The sequence below is a fragment of the Streptomyces sp. NPDC091292 genome (assembly GCF_044757265.1).
Lineage (GTDB): Bacteria > Actinomycetota > Actinomycetes > Streptomycetales > Streptomycetaceae > Streptomyces.
This window is the reverse complement of the sequence record NZ_JBIVUQ010000023.1, coordinates 92,886-109,392: the sequence shown is the minus strand read 5'-3', so window position 1 is coordinate 109,392 and position 16,507 is coordinate 92,886. Positions and strand designations below refer to the sequence as shown.

Sequence of the window (16,507 nt, the reverse complement as noted above, 5' to 3'; positions counted from 1 at the left end):
CCTGGGGGTTTCGGTGCGAGACCAGATGAGCACAACTACCGTTGCGGTGATGACTGTTGAGCGATGAGAGTTAACGGTTCGAATCGTCGTTCGGTTCAGCTCCAGAACGAGACCAGGAGGTCAAATCGATGGAGGCTGAAGTCTCCGGAGTCGCGTTGAATCCCGTTGAAACCTTTGGTGTTGACGTACGGGAGATGCGCGTGGCGCGCAAGATAGGTGTTCGGGGGCTGGGCAAGGCGACGGGCTACTCAGGTGCCTACGTGTCCAAGGTGGAGAACGCGAAGGTGGTTCCGAGCGCCAAGTTCGCGGAAGGATGCGACCGGGCTTTTGGGACCGGCACGATGATGGCGCGGCAGCGTCAAGCGGCCGTTGAAGGCGATCACCCGTCGTGGTTCATGCCCTACCTTCAGCGTGAGCGCAAAGCGACGAGGATTCTCAACTACTCGACGCTCTACGTGATGGGGATGCTTCAGACGCCGGAGTATGCACGCGCGCTCTACCAGATGGGAGCGGCCCGTTTCTCGGCGTCTGAGATTGAGGCCAAGGTGTCCGAGCGAGGAGCGCGACGCGACATCCTTGATCGGGTGGATCCGCCGCCACCTGTGCTGTGGGTCGTCCTTCATGAAGCCTGCCTACGGGTCGTGGTCGGCGGACCCGGGCTCATGGCGCGGCAGATTCAGCGCCTTCTGCAGGATGCCGAGCGGCCGAATGTGAGCGTTCAACTCCTGCCCTTCGGCGTCGTGCCTGCTGCCGACGCCCCATTTACGTTGCTGGCTCTCGGTGGTGCGCCTACGGTGCTTCATGCGGATGGTCCGCAAGGGGGGCGTCCACAGGAGGCACCCTCAGTCACTGCGTCGGCGGTTGAAACCTACGATCGCTTGCGAGCAGAAGCTCTTGGCCACAGCGAATCCCTGATCCGTATTCGCAAGATTTTGGAGGAATACTCGCAATGACCAGCCTTCCCGCCCTTCGCGACATGGATTGGGTGAAGTCCAGCTACAGCGCCCCGAACGGCGGTGAATGCGTCGAGTGGGCGCCCGAGCGCGCGTCAGCTACCGGCATCGTCCCGGTCCGGGACAGTAAGTGCACGGACGGTTCCGTTCTGATGGTCTCCGCCCATGCGTTCGCCGGACTGGTGACGCTCGCGCGCAACACAGATGTGAGCTGAGGTTCACCTGCCGGAGAGCCCCGTCTGGACCGACCGGACGGGACTCTCATGTCCCGTCGGCAGATGCAGAAAGCCCCCGCCCCCGCCGCCCTGTTGGGTAGCGAGCAGGTGCTACTTCGGGGAGCCCCGAACGCCTGGGCGGCTGGGCCCTTCCGGCGGACGAAACCCTGACTCCGCGGCGGACGGACCTGGACCTCAGATCGGCAGATCCCAGCCGGGACCGTCCTCGGTGCCGATCCATACGCGCTGACCGGCGGCCGAGACAGTGATACCGAAGCCGTCCTGATGAGGCGCACCGGCGCTCTGCCACACGAGAACGGCGTGCTCAACCCGATCCCACAGCCGCACGGGCCCACGCTGTACGACGGTCCAACCGCCATCGGGCCCGGGTGAGGTCCGCGCCTGCGAACCGGTGGACACGTCCCAAAGGATCTGTTCGGCGCCATCGCCGAGACGCTCGGCGGAGGGCGCCGCGAGTTGGGCGACCCAACTCCCCGTCCAGGTAGCGATGATGGCGGGGTCGATCAGGCTGGGGCGCTCCTCGCCGGGCAGAAGGGCCAGTGCGGGCCGAGGCGGACGGTCATGGGGCCGGGCCGGCATGAAGCTGGTGAAACCAGGTAGAAACCGCCCGCCGGCAACGCCGGGCCGCTCGACGGTGAGCAGCGCGAGGCCGGACGCGTAGCTCCACCCGGAGAGGGTGACGAGAATCTTCCCGCCCGGCCGCACCTGATACAGCCAGGGCAGCGGAAGATATCGGACGGAACAGGTGGCGATGAGCCGGTCGTACGGTGCGCCGCCCTCCGGATCTCCGCGAAGACCGTCACCGATGATGAGCCGGGGATGGTACCCGGCGGCTGTGAGCGCCGAGGCCGCCGCCTCCCCGACCACGGGGTCGTACTCGACGCTGCTGAGGTGGCCGTCTCCGAGCCGCTGCGAGCCCAGAGCGGCCGAGTATCCGGTCCCGGTCCCGATCTCCAACACCTTGTGCCCTGGCTCGACTTCAAGCTGCTGCCACATGCGGAGCACGAGGGACGGCAGGGTGGACGAGGAGGTCGGCGAGCCGGTCACGGTGCCGCTCGCGACATCACCGGGCCGAGTGCGGCCGTCGAGCTGGGTGATGAGCGTCTGATCGGCGTAGACACCGGAAAGCCATCCGTCGTCCCCCTGCCGCACGGCCCGGTACCGGGTCGGAACACTGCCCGGGACCGGGTCGAAGTAGGCCCCGGCGAACAGTTCCCGAGGCACCGCCTCGACAGCGCGCCGCCAGGCGGGGTCGGCAAGGACACCCTCCCCGGCAAGCGCATCCACCAGAACGGCACGCAGCGAAGCAGATGCGCTCACGCGTCAGACCCTTTCTCCAACCGGTCGGCGGGGGCCTGGGCAATGGCGTCAGCGATCCCGTCCGGCTGCCATGCCCACTGCCCGCTGGGGTTGCACTCCAGGAAATACCAGACACCGTCGGTCGTCACGGCGAAGTCGAACGCGCCGTACTCCAGCCGGAAGCCGGCGCGATAGGCGGCTACGGAGAGCGCGACCGTCTCGGGGACAGCGATCGGTGTGCACCGCATGAGGTCCTGCCGACGGCGCCAGTCGAGATCGGGGCTGTCGATCCGGGCCCCGAACAGGCGGTCGCCGACGGCTGTCACCCGCACGTCGAACGCCTTGTCCACCTTGGCTTGGAACATGTGCGGGCACACGGCCACGGCGCCCGTGATCTCCTGCGCGCGTACCTCGCGCACCCACACGCTGTGCGGTCGGCCGTCCACACGGTAGGGCGTGTTCCAGATGGGCTTGTAGACCACTCCACCAGGCTCACGCGCCACGAAATCCCGGGCCTCGCGCTCGTCACTCGTGATCAATGTGGCAGGCACCTGGAACCCGCTCCGTCCCGCGGTCGCGAGCTGAGCGGGCTTGTGCTCCGCCGCGCGGTTGTTCCATGGATGGTTGACGTAGTGCGCTCCCGGGAGGGACGCGAGGATGCCTCCTGTGCCCCAGAACGACTGCTCTGCGGCGAATCTGCGGTCCTGCCCTGCCAGCCCGGGAGGACCTGCGTAGGGCGAGGGTCTGCGGACCCAGACCGACCGCACCCGCATCAGATCGAGTGCCCGGCTCGGGGTAGTCAGGGTGCCTCGCTGTCCGCCGGTGCCGTACATCGCGGACAGCGAGGCACCCGAGTGCGGGTCGGCGCCGGGGTCGAGACGGACCACGGGAACGCACCTCTCGGCGAGTATCCGCAGCACCACGTCCGAGGTCACGTCATAGCTGTTGGTCAACACCAGCACCGAACGGCCTCGGCCACCCATCAGTCAGCACTCGTCACCGGACTCGTCCTGGTCATAGGACTCGGTACTGTCGGCGTCGGTCGCTCCACCCGGCCCGGAGCCGTCGCCCGGATTGGTCGCCGTCGGCGTGACCCCGCTGGTGCTGGTGCCGTGGCCGCCCAAATCGACCCTGCGCCCGTGCTCGTCCAGGATCACAGCGATCTGAGTCTCGGGGTCGATCACAGGGGTGACCTGCGGGACGGTGGCAGTGGCCGCGTAGGGCTCCATCCGACCTGTGCCCCAAGGTGTGTGGGTCTGCGTCATCTGAGCTGAGCCTCCGCTTCCTGCGTCACGTTCGACCGTTCCGGATGCGTGGTGTCGGGTGGCCAGTACTTCAGTCTCCGGGGCGCCACCCGGACGCGCCGCAATGTCATGGTTCCCCCCACTGCGTCGCATGACGCTCGATGAGAGGTTGTGCGGGGTGCACGGGGAGGCTCCACGGCGCGGGCCGCCGCGCTTCTCCCTCCCCCGTCGCTCGCCGGGCGCCGCGTAAATGCGTTGAGGTGGGGACGCGTTGCAGGTGATGATCTCGCGGTGAATCGTGAGGGCGGACGGGATCTGCTGAGCGGTGGTCCGGACATCGTCGCCGTCTTCGTGCGGTGGACCTGGTCGCGGGCCGTGTTGCACAACGGGTGGTGGCTGGTCGCCAGTGTGTATCTGGTGGTCGACGCCCGGCTCAGCGCCGCGCAACTGGTGTGGGTCGGGGCGCTCCAGGCCGTCACGGGGCTGCTGTGCGAAGTGCCGGCCGGCGTCGTCGCGGACACGATCAGCCGGAAGTGGTCCCTCGTGGTCTCCCATGTCCTGATGGGCACCGCGATGGTGGGCACCGCTCTGGTGACCGACTTCTGGGCGGTGGCGGCGACACAGATGCTGTGGGGCCTGTCCTGGACGTTCGCCAGCGGGTCCGACGTGGCATGGGTGACGGACGAGTTGGCCGATCCGGAGCGGACGCCGGGCGTCCTGGTGAGGGCGGGCCGCGCCCAACTCACCGGCTCGGCGGCGGGAATGACGGTCATCGGCGTTCTGGCGACGGTGACGGACCGGCGTACGGCCATGGTGGCGGCGGGCACGGCGATGCTGCTGCTCGGGCTGTACGTGGCGTACCGCTTCCACGAGAAGCGCTTCACACCGACCCGCAGCGGCGGCCGTCTGTCGGCGTCCTGGACGATCGTGCGGCGGGGATCGGCGCTCGTGCGGGGCAGCCGGGCGATCCTGGTGGTGTTCGCGGCGACCTTCCTGGTGAACGGCGCGGCCGACGCCTTCGCCCGCCTCTATCCGCAGCGGCTGTTCGCGGCGGGGTTCCCGTCGGAACCGCTGATCTGGTTCACGGCGCTGGGCGTCGTCACCCTGGTGGTGGGGGCCGGGGCGCTGCGGGTGGTGGAGGCGCGGGTGCACGAGCCCGGGGCGGCCCGGCGGGGGTACGTGTGGGCGTGCGCGGCGGGGGCTTTCGGGCTCGTGGTCCTGGCGGTGGCGCCCGACGGGGTGACCGCGGCGGCGGCGGTCCTCCTGATCGCGGGCACGGCGCTTCCGCTGACGCGGACGATCGGCATGATCTGGGTCAACCAGCGGACGACGGGCGATGTCAGGGCGACCGTCCACTCCTTCCTCGCGCAGGCCGAGTACGCGGGCGAGATCCTGTGCGGGGCCGCGCTCGCGGGAGTGGCGGGCGCGGCGGGCCTGCCGTACGCACTGGCGGCCTGCGGGGCGCTGTTCGGGGTGACGGCCTGGCTCATAGGGGCTTCGCGCTCCCCGTCGAAACCGCAATAGGCGGCCACCCCGCGCCAATTTGAAGTGGACATGTAACTCACTCCCATTCCCGCGTCCGTGAATCCAGTTGAACCGGTCGCCCCGGCGGGACGTTGTCCCTCACAGACCTGTGTCAACAAAAGGAGAGCCGGCTTCCAGCGCTTCCAGCGAAATCAGCTATGTGAGCGACGCCAGCGCACTCGGGGCGCAGGACCATCACACCCCGGCACAGCAAGCGGGCCTGAACAACCTCCACCAGCTTTTCAGGCAGAACGAACAGGACGGCTGGAGGCAGTACTTCTCCAACAACCCCATGGAAGAACAAATGCAGGCATCGCTACAGAACGCGGTGTCCACGGCGCAATACTTCATAGAGACCGGGGTCCAGCTCAGGGACGCCCGAGCCGTATATTTCGAGGAGTCCCGGAGGTCACAGTCCGACGACCCGGAATCGGTGCCCGGGTATCAGGAATACGCAGCCGCATCGGCGGCACATGACGCAGCTACTGAGCAGTGGATAAGCTACGGGACCGACTTCCACAACCAAGTGCGCACTGCCATGGATTCCCGGAACCAGGACGCCATAGGCATGGCCCAGATGAACAATGTGGATGTGGCATACACTCTGGCGTACCTGAACTCCAATGACCCACAGGGGTTTCAGCAGTGGATACAGGGCGCCAACCGCAACGCCGGCGCCGCCAACCGCGGCAATGACAACCGCCGCAATGACAACGGCACCAACCAACACCGCGGCCACGGAAACGGTCACGGAAACGGCCACGGTGGAGCGAATACCGGAGGCCGGTCCAACAGGCGCACCCGGTAACGTCACACGTGATCCCGCCGGATCACACCGGGTCCCGCCACCCCCCCGAGGACGGCGGGACCCAGGCATGTTCCTGCCACTCCGGCACCACCACTCTCCCCTGCCACCCCGGCACCTGTCTTTGGCAATGCGTGCACAGTCCTTTGACGATGCGTCCACTCCACGTACTCCGCGTACTCCGCCACCCGGCCGCCGGCCGTCCCGGCATGACACCGCCCCCGGCCGGCGGTCCGGTCGGGGGCGATGACGGAAAAAGGTGAGCGGGTCAGATCAGACCCAGGCCCTGCACCGCTTCGCGCTCCTCGGACAGTTCCTTCACCGACGCGTCGATCCGCGCGCGCGAGAACTCGTTGACGTCCAGACCCTGGACGATCGAGTACGTGCCGTTCGCCGTGGTCACCGGGAAGGACGAGATCAGACCCTCGGGCACGCCGTACGAACCGTCCGACGGGATACCCATCGACGTCCAGTCGCCGTCGGCCGTGCCGTTGACCCAGGTGTGGACGTGGTCGATGGCCGCGTTCGCCGCCGAGGCCGCCGAGGACGCGCCCCGGGCCTCGATGATCGCGGCGCCGCGCTTGGCGACGGTCGGGATGAACTCGTCGGCCAGCCACTTCTCGTCGCTCACGACCTCGGCGGCGTTCTTGCCGGCGACGGTCGCGTGGAAGATGTCGGGGTACTGGGTCGCCGAGTGGTTGCCCCAGATCGTCAGGCGCTTGATCTCGGAGACCGGCACGCCGGTCTTCTTCGCGAGCTGCGTCAGCGCCCGGTTGTGGTCGAGGCGGGTCATGGCCGTGAACCGCTCCGCCGGTACGTCGGGCGCCGCGGCCTGCGCGATGAGCGCGTTCGTGTTGGCCGGGTTGCCGACGACGAGGACCTTGATGTCGTCCGCCGCGTGGTCGTTGATGGCCTTGCCCTGGGGCTTGAAGATGCCGCCGTTGGCCTCCAGGAGGTCACCGCGCTCCATGCCCTTGGTACGGGGGCGGGCGCCGACGAGGAGGGCGACGTTCGCACCGTCGAACGCGACGTTCGGGTCGTCGGTGATGTCGATGCCCTGGAGCAGCGGGAAGGCGGAGTCGTCCAGTTCCATCGCCGTGCCCGCGGCGGCCTTGAGCGCCGGAGTGATCTCCAGGAGGCGCAGCTTGACCGGCACGTCCGCGCCGAGCAACTGGCCGGAGGCGATGCGGAAGAGCAGTGCGTAACCGATCTGGCCGGCCGCGCCGGTGACGGTGACGTTCACGGGAGTGCGGGTCATGGCGTTCTCCGTAGGACAGCGGGTTCGACGATCGATCTCTTGGCATCAAGAGAGATCCGTCGGTCAGGCTATCGCGCCCCGCCCCGGCGGACGTGCGGACCCCTGCGGGGATCCGTGTGGGTCACCCCACAACCACCGATCCGTTCGGGTCACCCTCCGCGGGTGGCGGCCGTCCGGCCGGGAGAGGAGATGCCGGACGGCCGCCTGTGGGGGTGGTGACCACTCCCGTGGGGGGTAACGGTCGTGTGCCCCGAACCCCGCCGGGCATGCCACCCCCACCGGAAGAAATCCGTACCGGCCGCTCGGGGGGAACCCGTACCGCCCCGCTCAGGGGGAACCCGTACCGCCCGCCCGCCGGAATCCGTACCGCCCACTCCCCCTACTCCGTGCAGCCCTCCTCCGCCGACTGGAGCGTGGCGCACGCCTGCGCGTCGGCCGCCGTCTTCACCGCCACCATCGGCGTGTAGGCGTCCGTGTCCGGTGCGGCGCCCACGGCGCTGCTCTGCGCGGCGCCGCCGGGCGCCGTGATGCGTATCGCGTCGCCGGCCGCCGCCTGGGTGATCCGCGCCCACGCGGCGCCGCACGTCTTGCTGTAGCGGACCTCCACCAGGCTGGTACCGACCCGGACGCTGCCGGCCGTCTGCGCGAACTCGCCGCCGCAGCCCATGCTTTCGGGGTCCTGCCCGGTGCAGTCCTTGCCACTGCACTCGACCCCGGCGGGCAGCGCCGTCTTACTGGGCTTCGGGGTCGGGGACGGCGTGGGGTCGGCGCCCGCCTTGTCGTCCTCGCCGCCACCGGTGAGGAACACGGCCGCGCCGATGACGGCGGCGGCGCCGACCGCACCGGCCAGGAACATGGTGATACGGCGCTTTTGGCGCTGCCGGTCCGGCGAAGGGCCGGTGCCGGGGCGCGCGTCCTGGGGTCCCGCGGGTCCCGGCGGGCGCGGCGGGGCGACGGAGCCGTTGCCGTACGGGGCTCCGGGACCGCCCCCGTACCGCACGCTCTGGAAGGTGACGCCCTCACCCGGACCGCCTCCGGACCGCGGATCGCCGCCCGGACCCCGATGTGCCTGCGGAGCAGCCGCCCCTGTACCGAACCCCGTGCCCGCACCGGAACCCGCACGGGCACCCCCACCGGCCGCCCCCGCCCCCGACTCCCCGAGCGCCGCCCGCGCCTGTGAGATCCGGATGGCCTCCATCGTCATGTCGTGCCGCATCTCGGAACGGCTCCACGACCGCTCCGCCAGCTCCCACATGGTGGTGAGATGCAGCGGATTGGTACCGGTCACCTCGGCCAGCGCCACGATCGCGCCCTTGGGCGCGAGCAGCCGGCCGTTCAGATACCGCTCCCACGACGTCTTGCTGTAGCCGGTGCGGTCCGCCACCGCCGCGATGCTGAGCCCACCGCGATCGACAAGCCTGCGCAGCGCTTCGCAGAACTCCTTGATCTCCGGATCCAGCTCGTCCGGCAACGCCTTCCAACGAGGCATGTGCCCCCCTATTCCCCAATCCCCCCGAATGTGCCTGTTCCCCGCACCCGTGCGCAGCCCACGTCGGCAGCCCTCGACCTCGCTACCCATGGGGATGCCCCCGGCCAGGATGTCAGTTCCCCGCCAAGGGGCGCACGGACGCACCCGGCCCAACCACGCGCCCCGTCGCACGCCTGGAACCGCCCTCCGCGCGCCCCAGTCTCCCACCGCCCCGGGCCCCGGCGATACGGAACCTCACGTTCATTTCACGGGCGGGCGCTGCTCAAGGGTCCGGCAGACGGCATGACGGCGGGCCCGCACTCCTCCGGGGAGTGCGGGCCCGTCGTGCGCGCGCGGCAACCGGGCCGTGCGGCCGGCTACTTGATCGTGAAGTGCAGGGTGTCGTCCAGGAACGGGATCACCAGCCAGGGTTCCGGCTGGGCCATCAGCGCGAGCAGCACGATGGCGATGCCGAGAATCCCGTACGTGACCATGTCCGTGAAGCGGGAGCGCACCGCGAGCATGCCGACGGACGGCAGCGCCCACCGCATCACCCCGGCCATGATCAGCGCGACCCCGATCAGCATGATGCCGATCCGGAAGACGTCGAACGCGGTCAGCAGCAGGCCGAGCCCGGTGGTCGACAGGACAGCGAGCATCGGCCACTGGCGGGCGGGCGCGGGGGCGTCGCCGGGTGCCGCGCGTCCGCCGCCCTCGGGCCGGGCGGTGTCCCGCGTGATCGACGGGAAACGCCGGCCCTTCCGCTTCCCGGACCGCACCGCGACCCCTTCGGCGGTCGCCGCGCCCCCCGGAACCGCCGCCTCAGCCGCCATCACGCGCGTCCCGTTCCGCCGCGTCGACGACATTGGCGAGGAGCTGGGCGCGGGTCATCGGGCCGACGCCGCCCGGGTTCGGCGAGAGCCAGGCGGCGATCTCGGCGACTCCGGGGTGGACATCGCCGACGATCTTCCCCTTCTCGTCGCGGGACACGCCCACGTCGAGCACGGCGGCGCCCTGCTTCACGTCCTCGGGCTTGACCAGGTGCGGGACGCCCGCCGCCGCGACGATGATGTCCGCGCGCCGCAGATGCGCGGACAGATCCCGCGTACCGGTGTGGCACTGCGTCACGGTCGCGTTCTCGGAGCGGCGGGTCAGGAGCAGCGGCATCGGGCGGCCGATGGTGACGCCACGGCCGACGACGACGACCTCGGCGCCATTGATCTCCACGCCGTGCTGCCGCAGCAGCCGGATGATGCCGTACGGGGTGCAGGGCAGGGGTCCCGGCTCGTTCAGGACGAGACGGCCCAGGTTGGTCGGGTGGAGTCCGTCGGCGTCCTTCGCCGGGTCCATCAGCTCCAGGACACGGTTCTCGTCGATGCCCTTGGGGAGCGGGAGTTGCACGATGTAACCGGTGCAGGCAGGGTCGGCGTTCAGTTCGCGTACGACCGCCTCGATCTCCTCCTGCGTCGCCGTCGCGGGCAGTTCGCGCTGGATCGAGGCGATGCCCACCTGGGCACAGTCGCGGTGCTTGCCCGCGACGTACTTCTGGCTGCCCGGGTCGTCGCCGACGAGGACCGTGCCGAGCCCCGGGGTCACCCCCTTCTCCTTGAGGGCTGCCACGCGGGCGGCCAGTTCGGACTTGATCGCTGCTGCGGTGGCCTTGCCATCGAGAATCTGGGCGGTCATGCCCCCATCTTCCCGGATGGCCGGTGCGCGGTTCCAATCCGGGATGGTTGGCGTGATCACACAGGTTGCACTTGCACAACGCCCGTCTTTGCGGCTGGACAAATACGCCCATGCTTTAGAACGATGATGGGCGCAGTACGCGGGCAGTGTTGGGGGGGCAGAACCGCTCAAAACAATCCAATGCCTCCGCGCGACCGCGACGTCCCCGCAATGTCAACGGAGGAAACCCGCCATGAGCTTCGGCGACCCCAACAACCCCTACGGCAACCCCCCGGGCGGCCAGCAGCCCGGACAGCCCGGCCAGCAGCCCGGACAGCCCGGCCAGCAGCCCGGCTACGGCCAGCAGCAGCCGGGCTACGGCCAGCCGCCGCAGCCGCCCCAGCAGGGCTACGGCTACCCGCAGCAGGCCCCGCAGGGTGTCCCGCCGCAGCAGGGTTACGGCTATCCGCAGCAGGGCCAGCAGCCGGGCCAGCCGTACGGTGCGTACCCGCAGCAGGCCGGGCAGCCCGGCTACGGCTACGGGGGCGAGCCGCCCTACGCGCACTGGGGTCTGCGGTTCGCCGCGACGCTCGTGGACGGTCTGATCTTCGCGGTCCCGTACCTGCTCGTCATCATCGGCCGCAACAACACGTTCCTCTCCCTGATCGGCTTCGTCGCGCTGCTCGCCATCGCGATCTGGCAGCTCATACAGGAGGGCAAGACCGGTCAGACGGTCGGCAAGAAGGCGCTGAACATCCGCCTGCTCCGCGAGTCCGACGGCCAGCCGCTCGGCATCGGCATGGCGTTCGTCCGCCGTATCGCCCACTTCCTCGACAGCATCGCCTGCTACCTGGGCTGGCTGTGGCCGCTGTGGGACGCCAAGAAGCAGACGTTCGCGGACAAGGTCTGCTCGTCGGTGGTCGTCCGCTCGCAGTGAGCAAGGCCCTCACCAGGGCGACGGGCCGCACACCACTGAAGGTGTGCGGCCCGTCGTCGTGCTCAAGGGAGTCAAGGGAATCAGTGGAAGAAGTGCCGCGTCCCCGTGAAGTACATCGTGACGCCCGCCTTCTTCGCCGCCTCGATCACGAGTTCGTCGCGGACCGAACCGCCGGGCTGGACCACGGCCTTGACGCCCGCGGCGGTCAAGATCTCCAGGCCGTCCGGGAACGGGAAGAACGCGTCCGACGCGGCGAACGCGCCGTGCGCCCGCTCCGCGCCCGCCCGCTCGACGGCGAGCTTCGCCGAGTCCACGCGGTTGACCTGACCCATGCCGACGCCGACCGACGCGCCCTCCTTGGCGAGCAGGATCGCGTTCGACTTCACGGCCCGGCACGCGCGCCACGCGAACGCCAGCTCCGCCAGCTCGCCCGCCGACAGCGCGTCGCCGGTGGCCAGCGTCCAGGACGCCGGGTTGTCGCCGTCGGCCTGGAGCCGGTCGGTGACCTGGAGCAGCCGGCCGCCGTCGATCTGCTTGACCTCGACGTCCCCGGCCGGGGCGCGGTGCGCGCGCAGCACGCGGATGTTCTTCTTCCGCGTGAGGACGTCCAGCGCGCCGTCCTCGTACTCGGGCGCGACGATGACCTCGGTGAAGACCTCGGCGACCTGCTTCGCCATCTCCTCCGTCACCGGCCGGTTGACGGCGATGACCCCGCCGAACGCGGACAGCGGGTCACAGGCGTGCGCCTTGCGGTGCGCCTCGGCGACGTTCGCGCCGATCGCGATCCCGCACGGGTTGGCGTGCTTGATGATCGCGACACAGGGCTCGTCGTGGTCGTACGCGGCCCGGCGCGCGGCGTCGGTGTCCGTGTAGTTGTTGTACGACATCTCCTTGCCGTGCAGTTGCTCGGCGTCGGCGAGTCCCCCGCTGCCGTCGACGTACAGCGCGGCGCCCTGGTGCGGGTTCTCGCCGTACCGCAGCGTGTTGCGGCGCTCGAAGGTGGAGCCGATGAAGTCGGGGAACGGCGACGCGTCGACGGGCGCGTACAGGCCGGAGAACCAGGAGGCGACGGCGATGTCGTACGCGGCGGTGTGCTGGAACGCCTCGGCGGCGAGCCGCTTGCGGGTGGTGAGGTCGAAGCCGCCGGAGGCGACGGCGGCGAGCACGTCCGCGTACCGGTCGGGGCTGGTGACGACCGCCACGGACGGGTGGTTCTTGGCGGCGGCGCGGACCATGGAGGGGCCGCCGATGTCGATCTGCTCGACGCACTCGTCGGGGCTCGCGCCCGAGGCGACGGTCTCCTTGAACGGGTACAGGTTGACGATCACCAGTTGGAACGGCTCGACGCCCAGCTCGGCGAGCTGTGCGCGGTGGCTGTCGAGGCGCAGGTCGGCGAGGATCCCGGCGTGCACGCGCGGGTGCAGCGTCTTGACCCGGCCGTCCAGGCACTCGGGGAAGCCGGTGACGTCCTCGACCTTGGTGACCGGCACCCCGGTCGCGGCGATCTTCGCGGCGGTGGAACCGGTCGACACCAGCTCGACGCCCGCCTCGTGCAGCCCGCGCGCGAGATCTTCCAGACCGGTCTTGTCGTAGACGCTGACGAGTGCCCGGCGGATGGGCAACTGCGCACGGTCGTTCGTGCCTTCGGCGGTCACGGCGGTCACGGGATAACTACCTTTCGTCCCTCGATCGAGAAGCCGTCGCGGGCCAGACGCCCCACGACATAGACGAGCAGCGTTCGCTCGACTTCCTTGATGCGCTCGTGCAGAGCGGCACCCTCATCCGCGTAGTCCTCGTCCCTGACCTCGACCACGCCCTGGGCGATGATCGGGCCGGTGTCGACGCCGTCGTCGACGAAGTGGACGGTGCACCCGGTGACCTTGGCGCCGTACGCGAGCGCGTCCCGCACACCGTGGGCCCCGGGGAAACTCGGCAGCAGCGCGGGGTGCGTATTGATGAACCGCCCCCCGAACCGGGCGAGGAATTCCTTCCCCACGATCTTCATGAACCCGGCCGAGACGACGAGGTCCGGCTCGTACGCGGCGGTCGCGTCGGCCAGCGCCCGGTCCCACGCCTCGCGCGTGGGGTGGTCCTTCACCCGGCACACGAAGGTCGGCAGGCCCGCGCGCTCGGCCCGTTCCAGACCGGCGATCCCGGAGCGGTCGGCGCCGACGGCGACGATCTCGGCCCCGTACGCCTCGGCGCCGGACGCCGCGACGGCGTCGAGCAGAGCCTGAAGATTCGTACCTGATCCGGAGACCAGCACGACGAGGCGCTTCGCGGCCACGGGGAAGGCCCTTTCTCACGGGAGCGTTCTTGCGTTCCTGCACGGCCGCCGCGCCCGTTGCGTTCGCCTGTACGTTCATACGAAGGCTTCGGGTCCCTGGATACGGGGAACTCTACGAAGCGGCCGACCGTCAGCAACGATACCGGCACGGGGAACGGACCCCGTGGGACGGGGGCGTGGCCGGAAGGTAGCGTCAGGGGAGGATCCCCTCACCGGAACGGAGGATCCGTCCGCAGGAACCCCACCGGGACATTCCACGTTGACCTGGGGACGAACGGATCCACCGCCGCTGTACGCCACATCCGCCCACGCCACATCCACCAAGGGGAAGACGCACTCCTGATGCCGGACCTGAGCCTCCGACTCCTCCCGCTCCACCCGCGGTCTCCCCAGCTCCTCCGGGACCGCCGCCCGACGCCGCCCCGCGAGGACCAGGACCGCTCGGACAACCCCTTCGCACCGCCGCCGGAGGGCGCCCCCGACCAGCCGTGGCAGCCCCGGCACCGCCCGGAGGACAGCGGCGGCGACCCCTCCGGCGACGAGGGCGACGACAAGGACAAGAAGCGCGCGCCGTCCCCCTGGGGCGGTCAGTGGAGCGACCGGCAGCCGGGCCGCTCCCCCGGCGGCTTCGGCGAGCGCCCCGGCCAGCAGGGCCCCGGCGGCCCGGAGGGCCCGCGGCCCGGCATGCGCTGGGACCCGACGGACCCGGCCCAGCGCCGCGCCCGCTATGCCCTCCTCTCGGGCATGTGGGCCTTCTTCTTCGTCCTCTTCACCTGGCCGTACGTGTCGCTGCTCCTCGGCGCCCTCGCGGTGTACTGGGGCACGAGCGCGCTGCGCGCCAAGCCGCGTACGCCGGATCCGGACACCCCCGCCGAGCGACAGCAGCCGCCGTCCGGCGCGCGCCCGCAGACCACCGCCGCGATCGGCGGCCTGGTCACCGGCTCCCTCGCCCTGGCGATGGTCGCCGCGACCTTCACGGCCCAACTGGTCTACCGGGACTACTACACGTGCGTCAGCGACTCGCTGACGACGACGTCGAAGCAGGCCTGCAACGACTTGCTCCCGAAGGAACTCCGACCGTTGCTGGGCGTGAAGGAGTAACGGCGCAGCCAACCCCACCCGCACCCCGGTCCCGTTGTGGGCAGGCGTCCCGCACGGCGCCCCCGCCCCCACCCCCGGTCCCACCCCCGGTCCCGGTCCCGTTGTGGGCAGGCGTTCCGCACGGCGGAACGGGTGGGCACAACCCGAGTCGACGGTTACTTGTCGTCCGAGGTCGCCCCAACTGGGTTCAGCAACAAGTCGAACGGCGCGAACTCGGCATCGTCAGACTCGTCGGAACCACGAAGTCGCCAAGCCCGCACGACCAGTGCAACAGGTACCCCGACCACCGAAACCCACCCGACGGCCACCCCACCCACCGCCCACCACACCGGCCCGAACCGAGCCAACGCGTCCACCCCGAGCGCACCCCCGGCCCCGGCCCCCAACACCCCGACCCCCACCCCGCACAGAACCGCCGCCCCCACCACACACCCCACGGTCCGACGCAGCCCCCACGCGTCCTCCCGCTCCCCGTACGCCGGCGCCGCCGCCTCCACCACGAACCACGCGACGATCACCCCGGCGACGACCGGCAGCCCCAACACGGCCCAGTTCCAAGGCGATCCCACCCCCGCGTCCGGCACCGCGGCCAGCAGCGGAAACGACGGCAGCACAGGCCCGGACGCCGCCCCGAGCGGCCCCACGACATGTCCCGTACCGAGCAGAAACCCCGGCCCGAGCGCGTAAGAGGCGCCCCAGACAGCCGCGTTGGGCACCATCGCGAGCGCGAGCAGCAGCACCGCGAACCGTCCCGACCACCCCTCGGTGAGCGCGAGGAACCCCTCCCGTGTCCCGTCGCCGTGCACCACCAGGGACACCGCGACCAGCAGCGCCCCGCCACCGACCAGGGTGAGCACCCCGGCGCTCGCGGCGCGCACCGCGGCCGACGCCCAGCGGCGCGCCGCCGCCGACGCCGGCCCCTCGCCCGCGATCCGGCCCACCGGTTCGGGCAGCGCGCCGACCCACTTCCGTGCCCTCGGCGGCAGCGGCACCCGGGACCGGCCGTGCGCCGCCCACACCCCGGAGGCCGCGCCGACCGCGGCGAGCAACGGCAACTGGACGAGGACGCTCCACCAGGAGGGCCGCAGGACTCCGCCGGTGGCGTAGAGCGCGGCGGCCCCGCCGACCAGCAGATACCCGGCGACGACTCCCCACCACGCGGTCCACGGCGGCACGGGGGACACCGGGGCCACCGGGGCCACCGGGGGCAGCCCAGGCGGAGCCACCTCACCCTTGCCCGCGGTGACGCCCCCCTCACCGGAGCCGGAGCGGGAATCGGGGTCGGATTCGGAGTCGGGGTCAGGGTCCGCCGCGTCCCGGGCCGCGCGGTGCACCAGCCACGCCGGCACCAGCAGCAGCATCAGCGGGGTGACGCCGAGCGGCGCCGGAACCCCCGAGAGCGTGTCCGTACGGACGAGGTCCACGCCGTGCGCGAGCAGCCACAGGGCCGCCGCCACATGCAGCGCCCCACCGGGACCGCTGTCCGGGTACGGCGAGCTGATCCACAGCACCATCACCAGGACGGCGAACGAACCGAGCCCGAGCCCGGCGGCCACGACACCGCCCAGGAGACAGGCGGCGAGCCCCGGGGAACGGTCCCGTACCCGGGTCGGAAGCGGTGGCGACGAAGGGCTGCGCTGGGTCATCTGGGTCACCCGGCCATGCTCCCAACGACACGCGCTTTCTCCGCGTAACAGGAGATTGCCGGAAGTGTCGCTCAAGATACGTTT

The 16,507-nt window shown here is 70.4% G+C and carries 16 protein-coding genes; 6 read left to right on the top strand and 10 right to left on the bottom strand.

Going from position 1 to position 16,507, the window contains the following annotated elements; all coding sequences use genetic code 11:
• Positions 1-128 precede the first annotated feature (128 nt).
• Positions 129-953, top strand: a complete 825-nt coding sequence (locus tag ACIQNU_RS37505) for a helix-turn-helix transcriptional regulator (RefSeq protein WP_401375235.1) — start codon at positions 129-131, stop codon at positions 951-953.
• Positions 950-1,168 (top strand): DUF397 domain-containing protein, encoded by a 219-nt coding sequence (locus ACIQNU_RS37500; RefSeq protein WP_401375233.1) that lies wholly within the window; start codon positions 950-952, stop codon positions 1,166-1,168. Before ACIQNU_RS37505 ends, ACIQNU_RS37500 begins: the two co-directional genes overlap by 4 nt.
• Positions 1,169-1,363: 195 nt before the next feature.
• Here the strand turns inward: ACIQNU_RS37500 and tgmC are convergent, their stop codons facing one another.
• From tgmC to tgmA, 3 genes are read right to left on the bottom strand one after another with little or no spacing between them, the layout of a single operon-like run.
• The gene (gene tgmC, locus ACIQNU_RS37495; protein ID WP_401375231.1) at positions 1,364-2,509 is read right to left on the bottom strand and encodes an ATP-grasp peptide maturase system methyltransferase; all 1,146 of its coding nucleotides are present in this window, start codon (positions 2,507-2,509) and stop codon (positions 1,364-1,366) included.
• Positions 2,506-3,471 carry an ATP-grasp ribosomal peptide maturase gene (gene tgmB, locus ACIQNU_RS37490; protein WP_401375229.1) on the bottom strand — a complete coding sequence of 322 codons (966 nt, stop codon included), beginning with the start codon at positions 3,469-3,471 and terminating at the stop codon, positions 2,506-2,508. Before tgmB ends, tgmC begins: the two co-directional genes overlap by 4 nt.
• Before the next feature lie 3 nt (positions 3,472-3,474).
• Entirely contained in the window at positions 3,475-3,753 is a 279-nt protein-coding gene (gene tgmA / locus ACIQNU_RS37485; protein WP_401375226.1) for a putative ATP-grasp-modified RiPP, read from the bottom strand.
• Positions 3,754-4,023: 270 nt separating this feature from the next.
• On the opposite strand from tgmA, the gene ACIQNU_RS37480 reads away from it, so the two are divergent.
• Entirely contained in the window at positions 4,024-5,256 is a 1,233-nt protein-coding gene (locus tag ACIQNU_RS37480; protein ID WP_401375224.1) for an MFS transporter, read from the top strand.
• A 160-nt stretch (positions 5,257-5,416) separates the two neighbouring features.
• The gene (locus ACIQNU_RS37475) at positions 5,417-6,064 is read left to right on the top strand and encodes a hypothetical protein (RefSeq protein ID WP_401375221.1); all 648 of its coding nucleotides are present in this window, start codon (positions 5,417-5,419) and stop codon (positions 6,062-6,064) included.
• Positions 6,065-6,329: 265 nt separating this feature from the next.
• Here ACIQNU_RS37475 and ACIQNU_RS37470 read toward each other — a convergent pair whose 3' ends face one another.
• The 4 genes from ACIQNU_RS37470 to ACIQNU_RS37455 form a co-directional block, all read right to left on the bottom strand.
• Entirely contained in the window at positions 6,330-7,319 is a 990-nt protein-coding gene (locus ACIQNU_RS37470; RefSeq protein WP_401375220.1) for a malate dehydrogenase, read from the bottom strand.
• Between the two features lie 379 nt (positions 7,320-7,698).
• Entirely contained in the window at positions 7,699-8,808 is a 1,110-nt protein-coding gene (locus ACIQNU_RS37465) for an XRE family transcriptional regulator (RefSeq protein WP_401375218.1), read from the bottom strand.
• Positions 8,809-9,164: 356 nt separating this feature from the next.
• Positions 9,165-9,620: a DUF3017 domain-containing protein gene (locus ACIQNU_RS37460; protein WP_401375215.1), complete on the bottom strand. Its 456-nt coding sequence runs from the start codon at positions 9,618-9,620 to the stop codon at positions 9,165-9,167.
• Positions 9,610-10,473 (bottom strand): bifunctional methylenetetrahydrofolate dehydrogenase/methenyltetrahydrofolate cyclohydrolase, encoded by an 864-nt coding sequence (locus tag ACIQNU_RS37455; RefSeq protein ID WP_401375213.1) that lies wholly within the window; start codon positions 10,471-10,473, stop codon positions 9,610-9,612. Before ACIQNU_RS37455 ends, ACIQNU_RS37460 begins: the two co-directional genes overlap by 11 nt.
• Positions 10,474-10,705: 232 nt before the next feature.
• Between ACIQNU_RS37455 and ACIQNU_RS37450 the strand changes: the two genes are divergently transcribed.
• Positions 10,706-11,389: an RDD family protein gene (locus ACIQNU_RS37450; RefSeq protein WP_401375211.1), complete on the top strand. Its 684-nt coding sequence runs from the start codon at positions 10,706-10,708 to the stop codon at positions 11,387-11,389.
• 80 nt (positions 11,390-11,469) lie between these two features.
• Here ACIQNU_RS37450 and purH read toward each other — a convergent pair whose 3' ends face one another.
• Both purH and purN read right to left on the bottom strand, forming a co-directional pair.
• A complete protein-coding gene (gene purH / locus ACIQNU_RS37445) occupies positions 11,470-13,044 on the bottom strand; it encodes a bifunctional phosphoribosylaminoimidazolecarboxamide formyltransferase/IMP cyclohydrolase (RefSeq protein ID WP_401375288.1) in 1,575 nt (524 codons plus the stop codon).
• 5 nt (positions 13,045-13,049) lie between these two features.
• Positions 13,050-13,676, bottom strand: a complete 627-nt coding sequence (gene purN / locus ACIQNU_RS37440) for a phosphoribosylglycinamide formyltransferase (RefSeq protein WP_401375209.1) — start codon at positions 13,674-13,676, stop codon at positions 13,050-13,052.
• 342 nt (positions 13,677-14,018) lie between these two features.
• Here purN and ACIQNU_RS37435 point away from each other — a divergent pair, with 342 nt between their 5' ends.
• Positions 14,019-14,777 carry a hypothetical protein gene (locus ACIQNU_RS37435; RefSeq protein WP_401375206.1) on the top strand — a complete coding sequence of 253 codons (759 nt, stop codon included), beginning with the start codon at positions 14,019-14,021 and terminating at the stop codon, positions 14,775-14,777.
• A gap of 155 nt (positions 14,778-14,932) precedes the next feature.
• On the opposite strand, the gene ACIQNU_RS37430 is transcribed toward ACIQNU_RS37435, so the two are convergent.
• On the bottom strand, positions 14,933-16,423 hold the full coding sequence (locus ACIQNU_RS37430) for a DUF6350 family protein (RefSeq protein ID WP_401375286.1): 1,491 nt from the start codon (positions 16,421-16,423) through the stop codon (positions 14,933-14,935).
• Positions 16,424-16,507 lie beyond the last annotated feature (84 nt).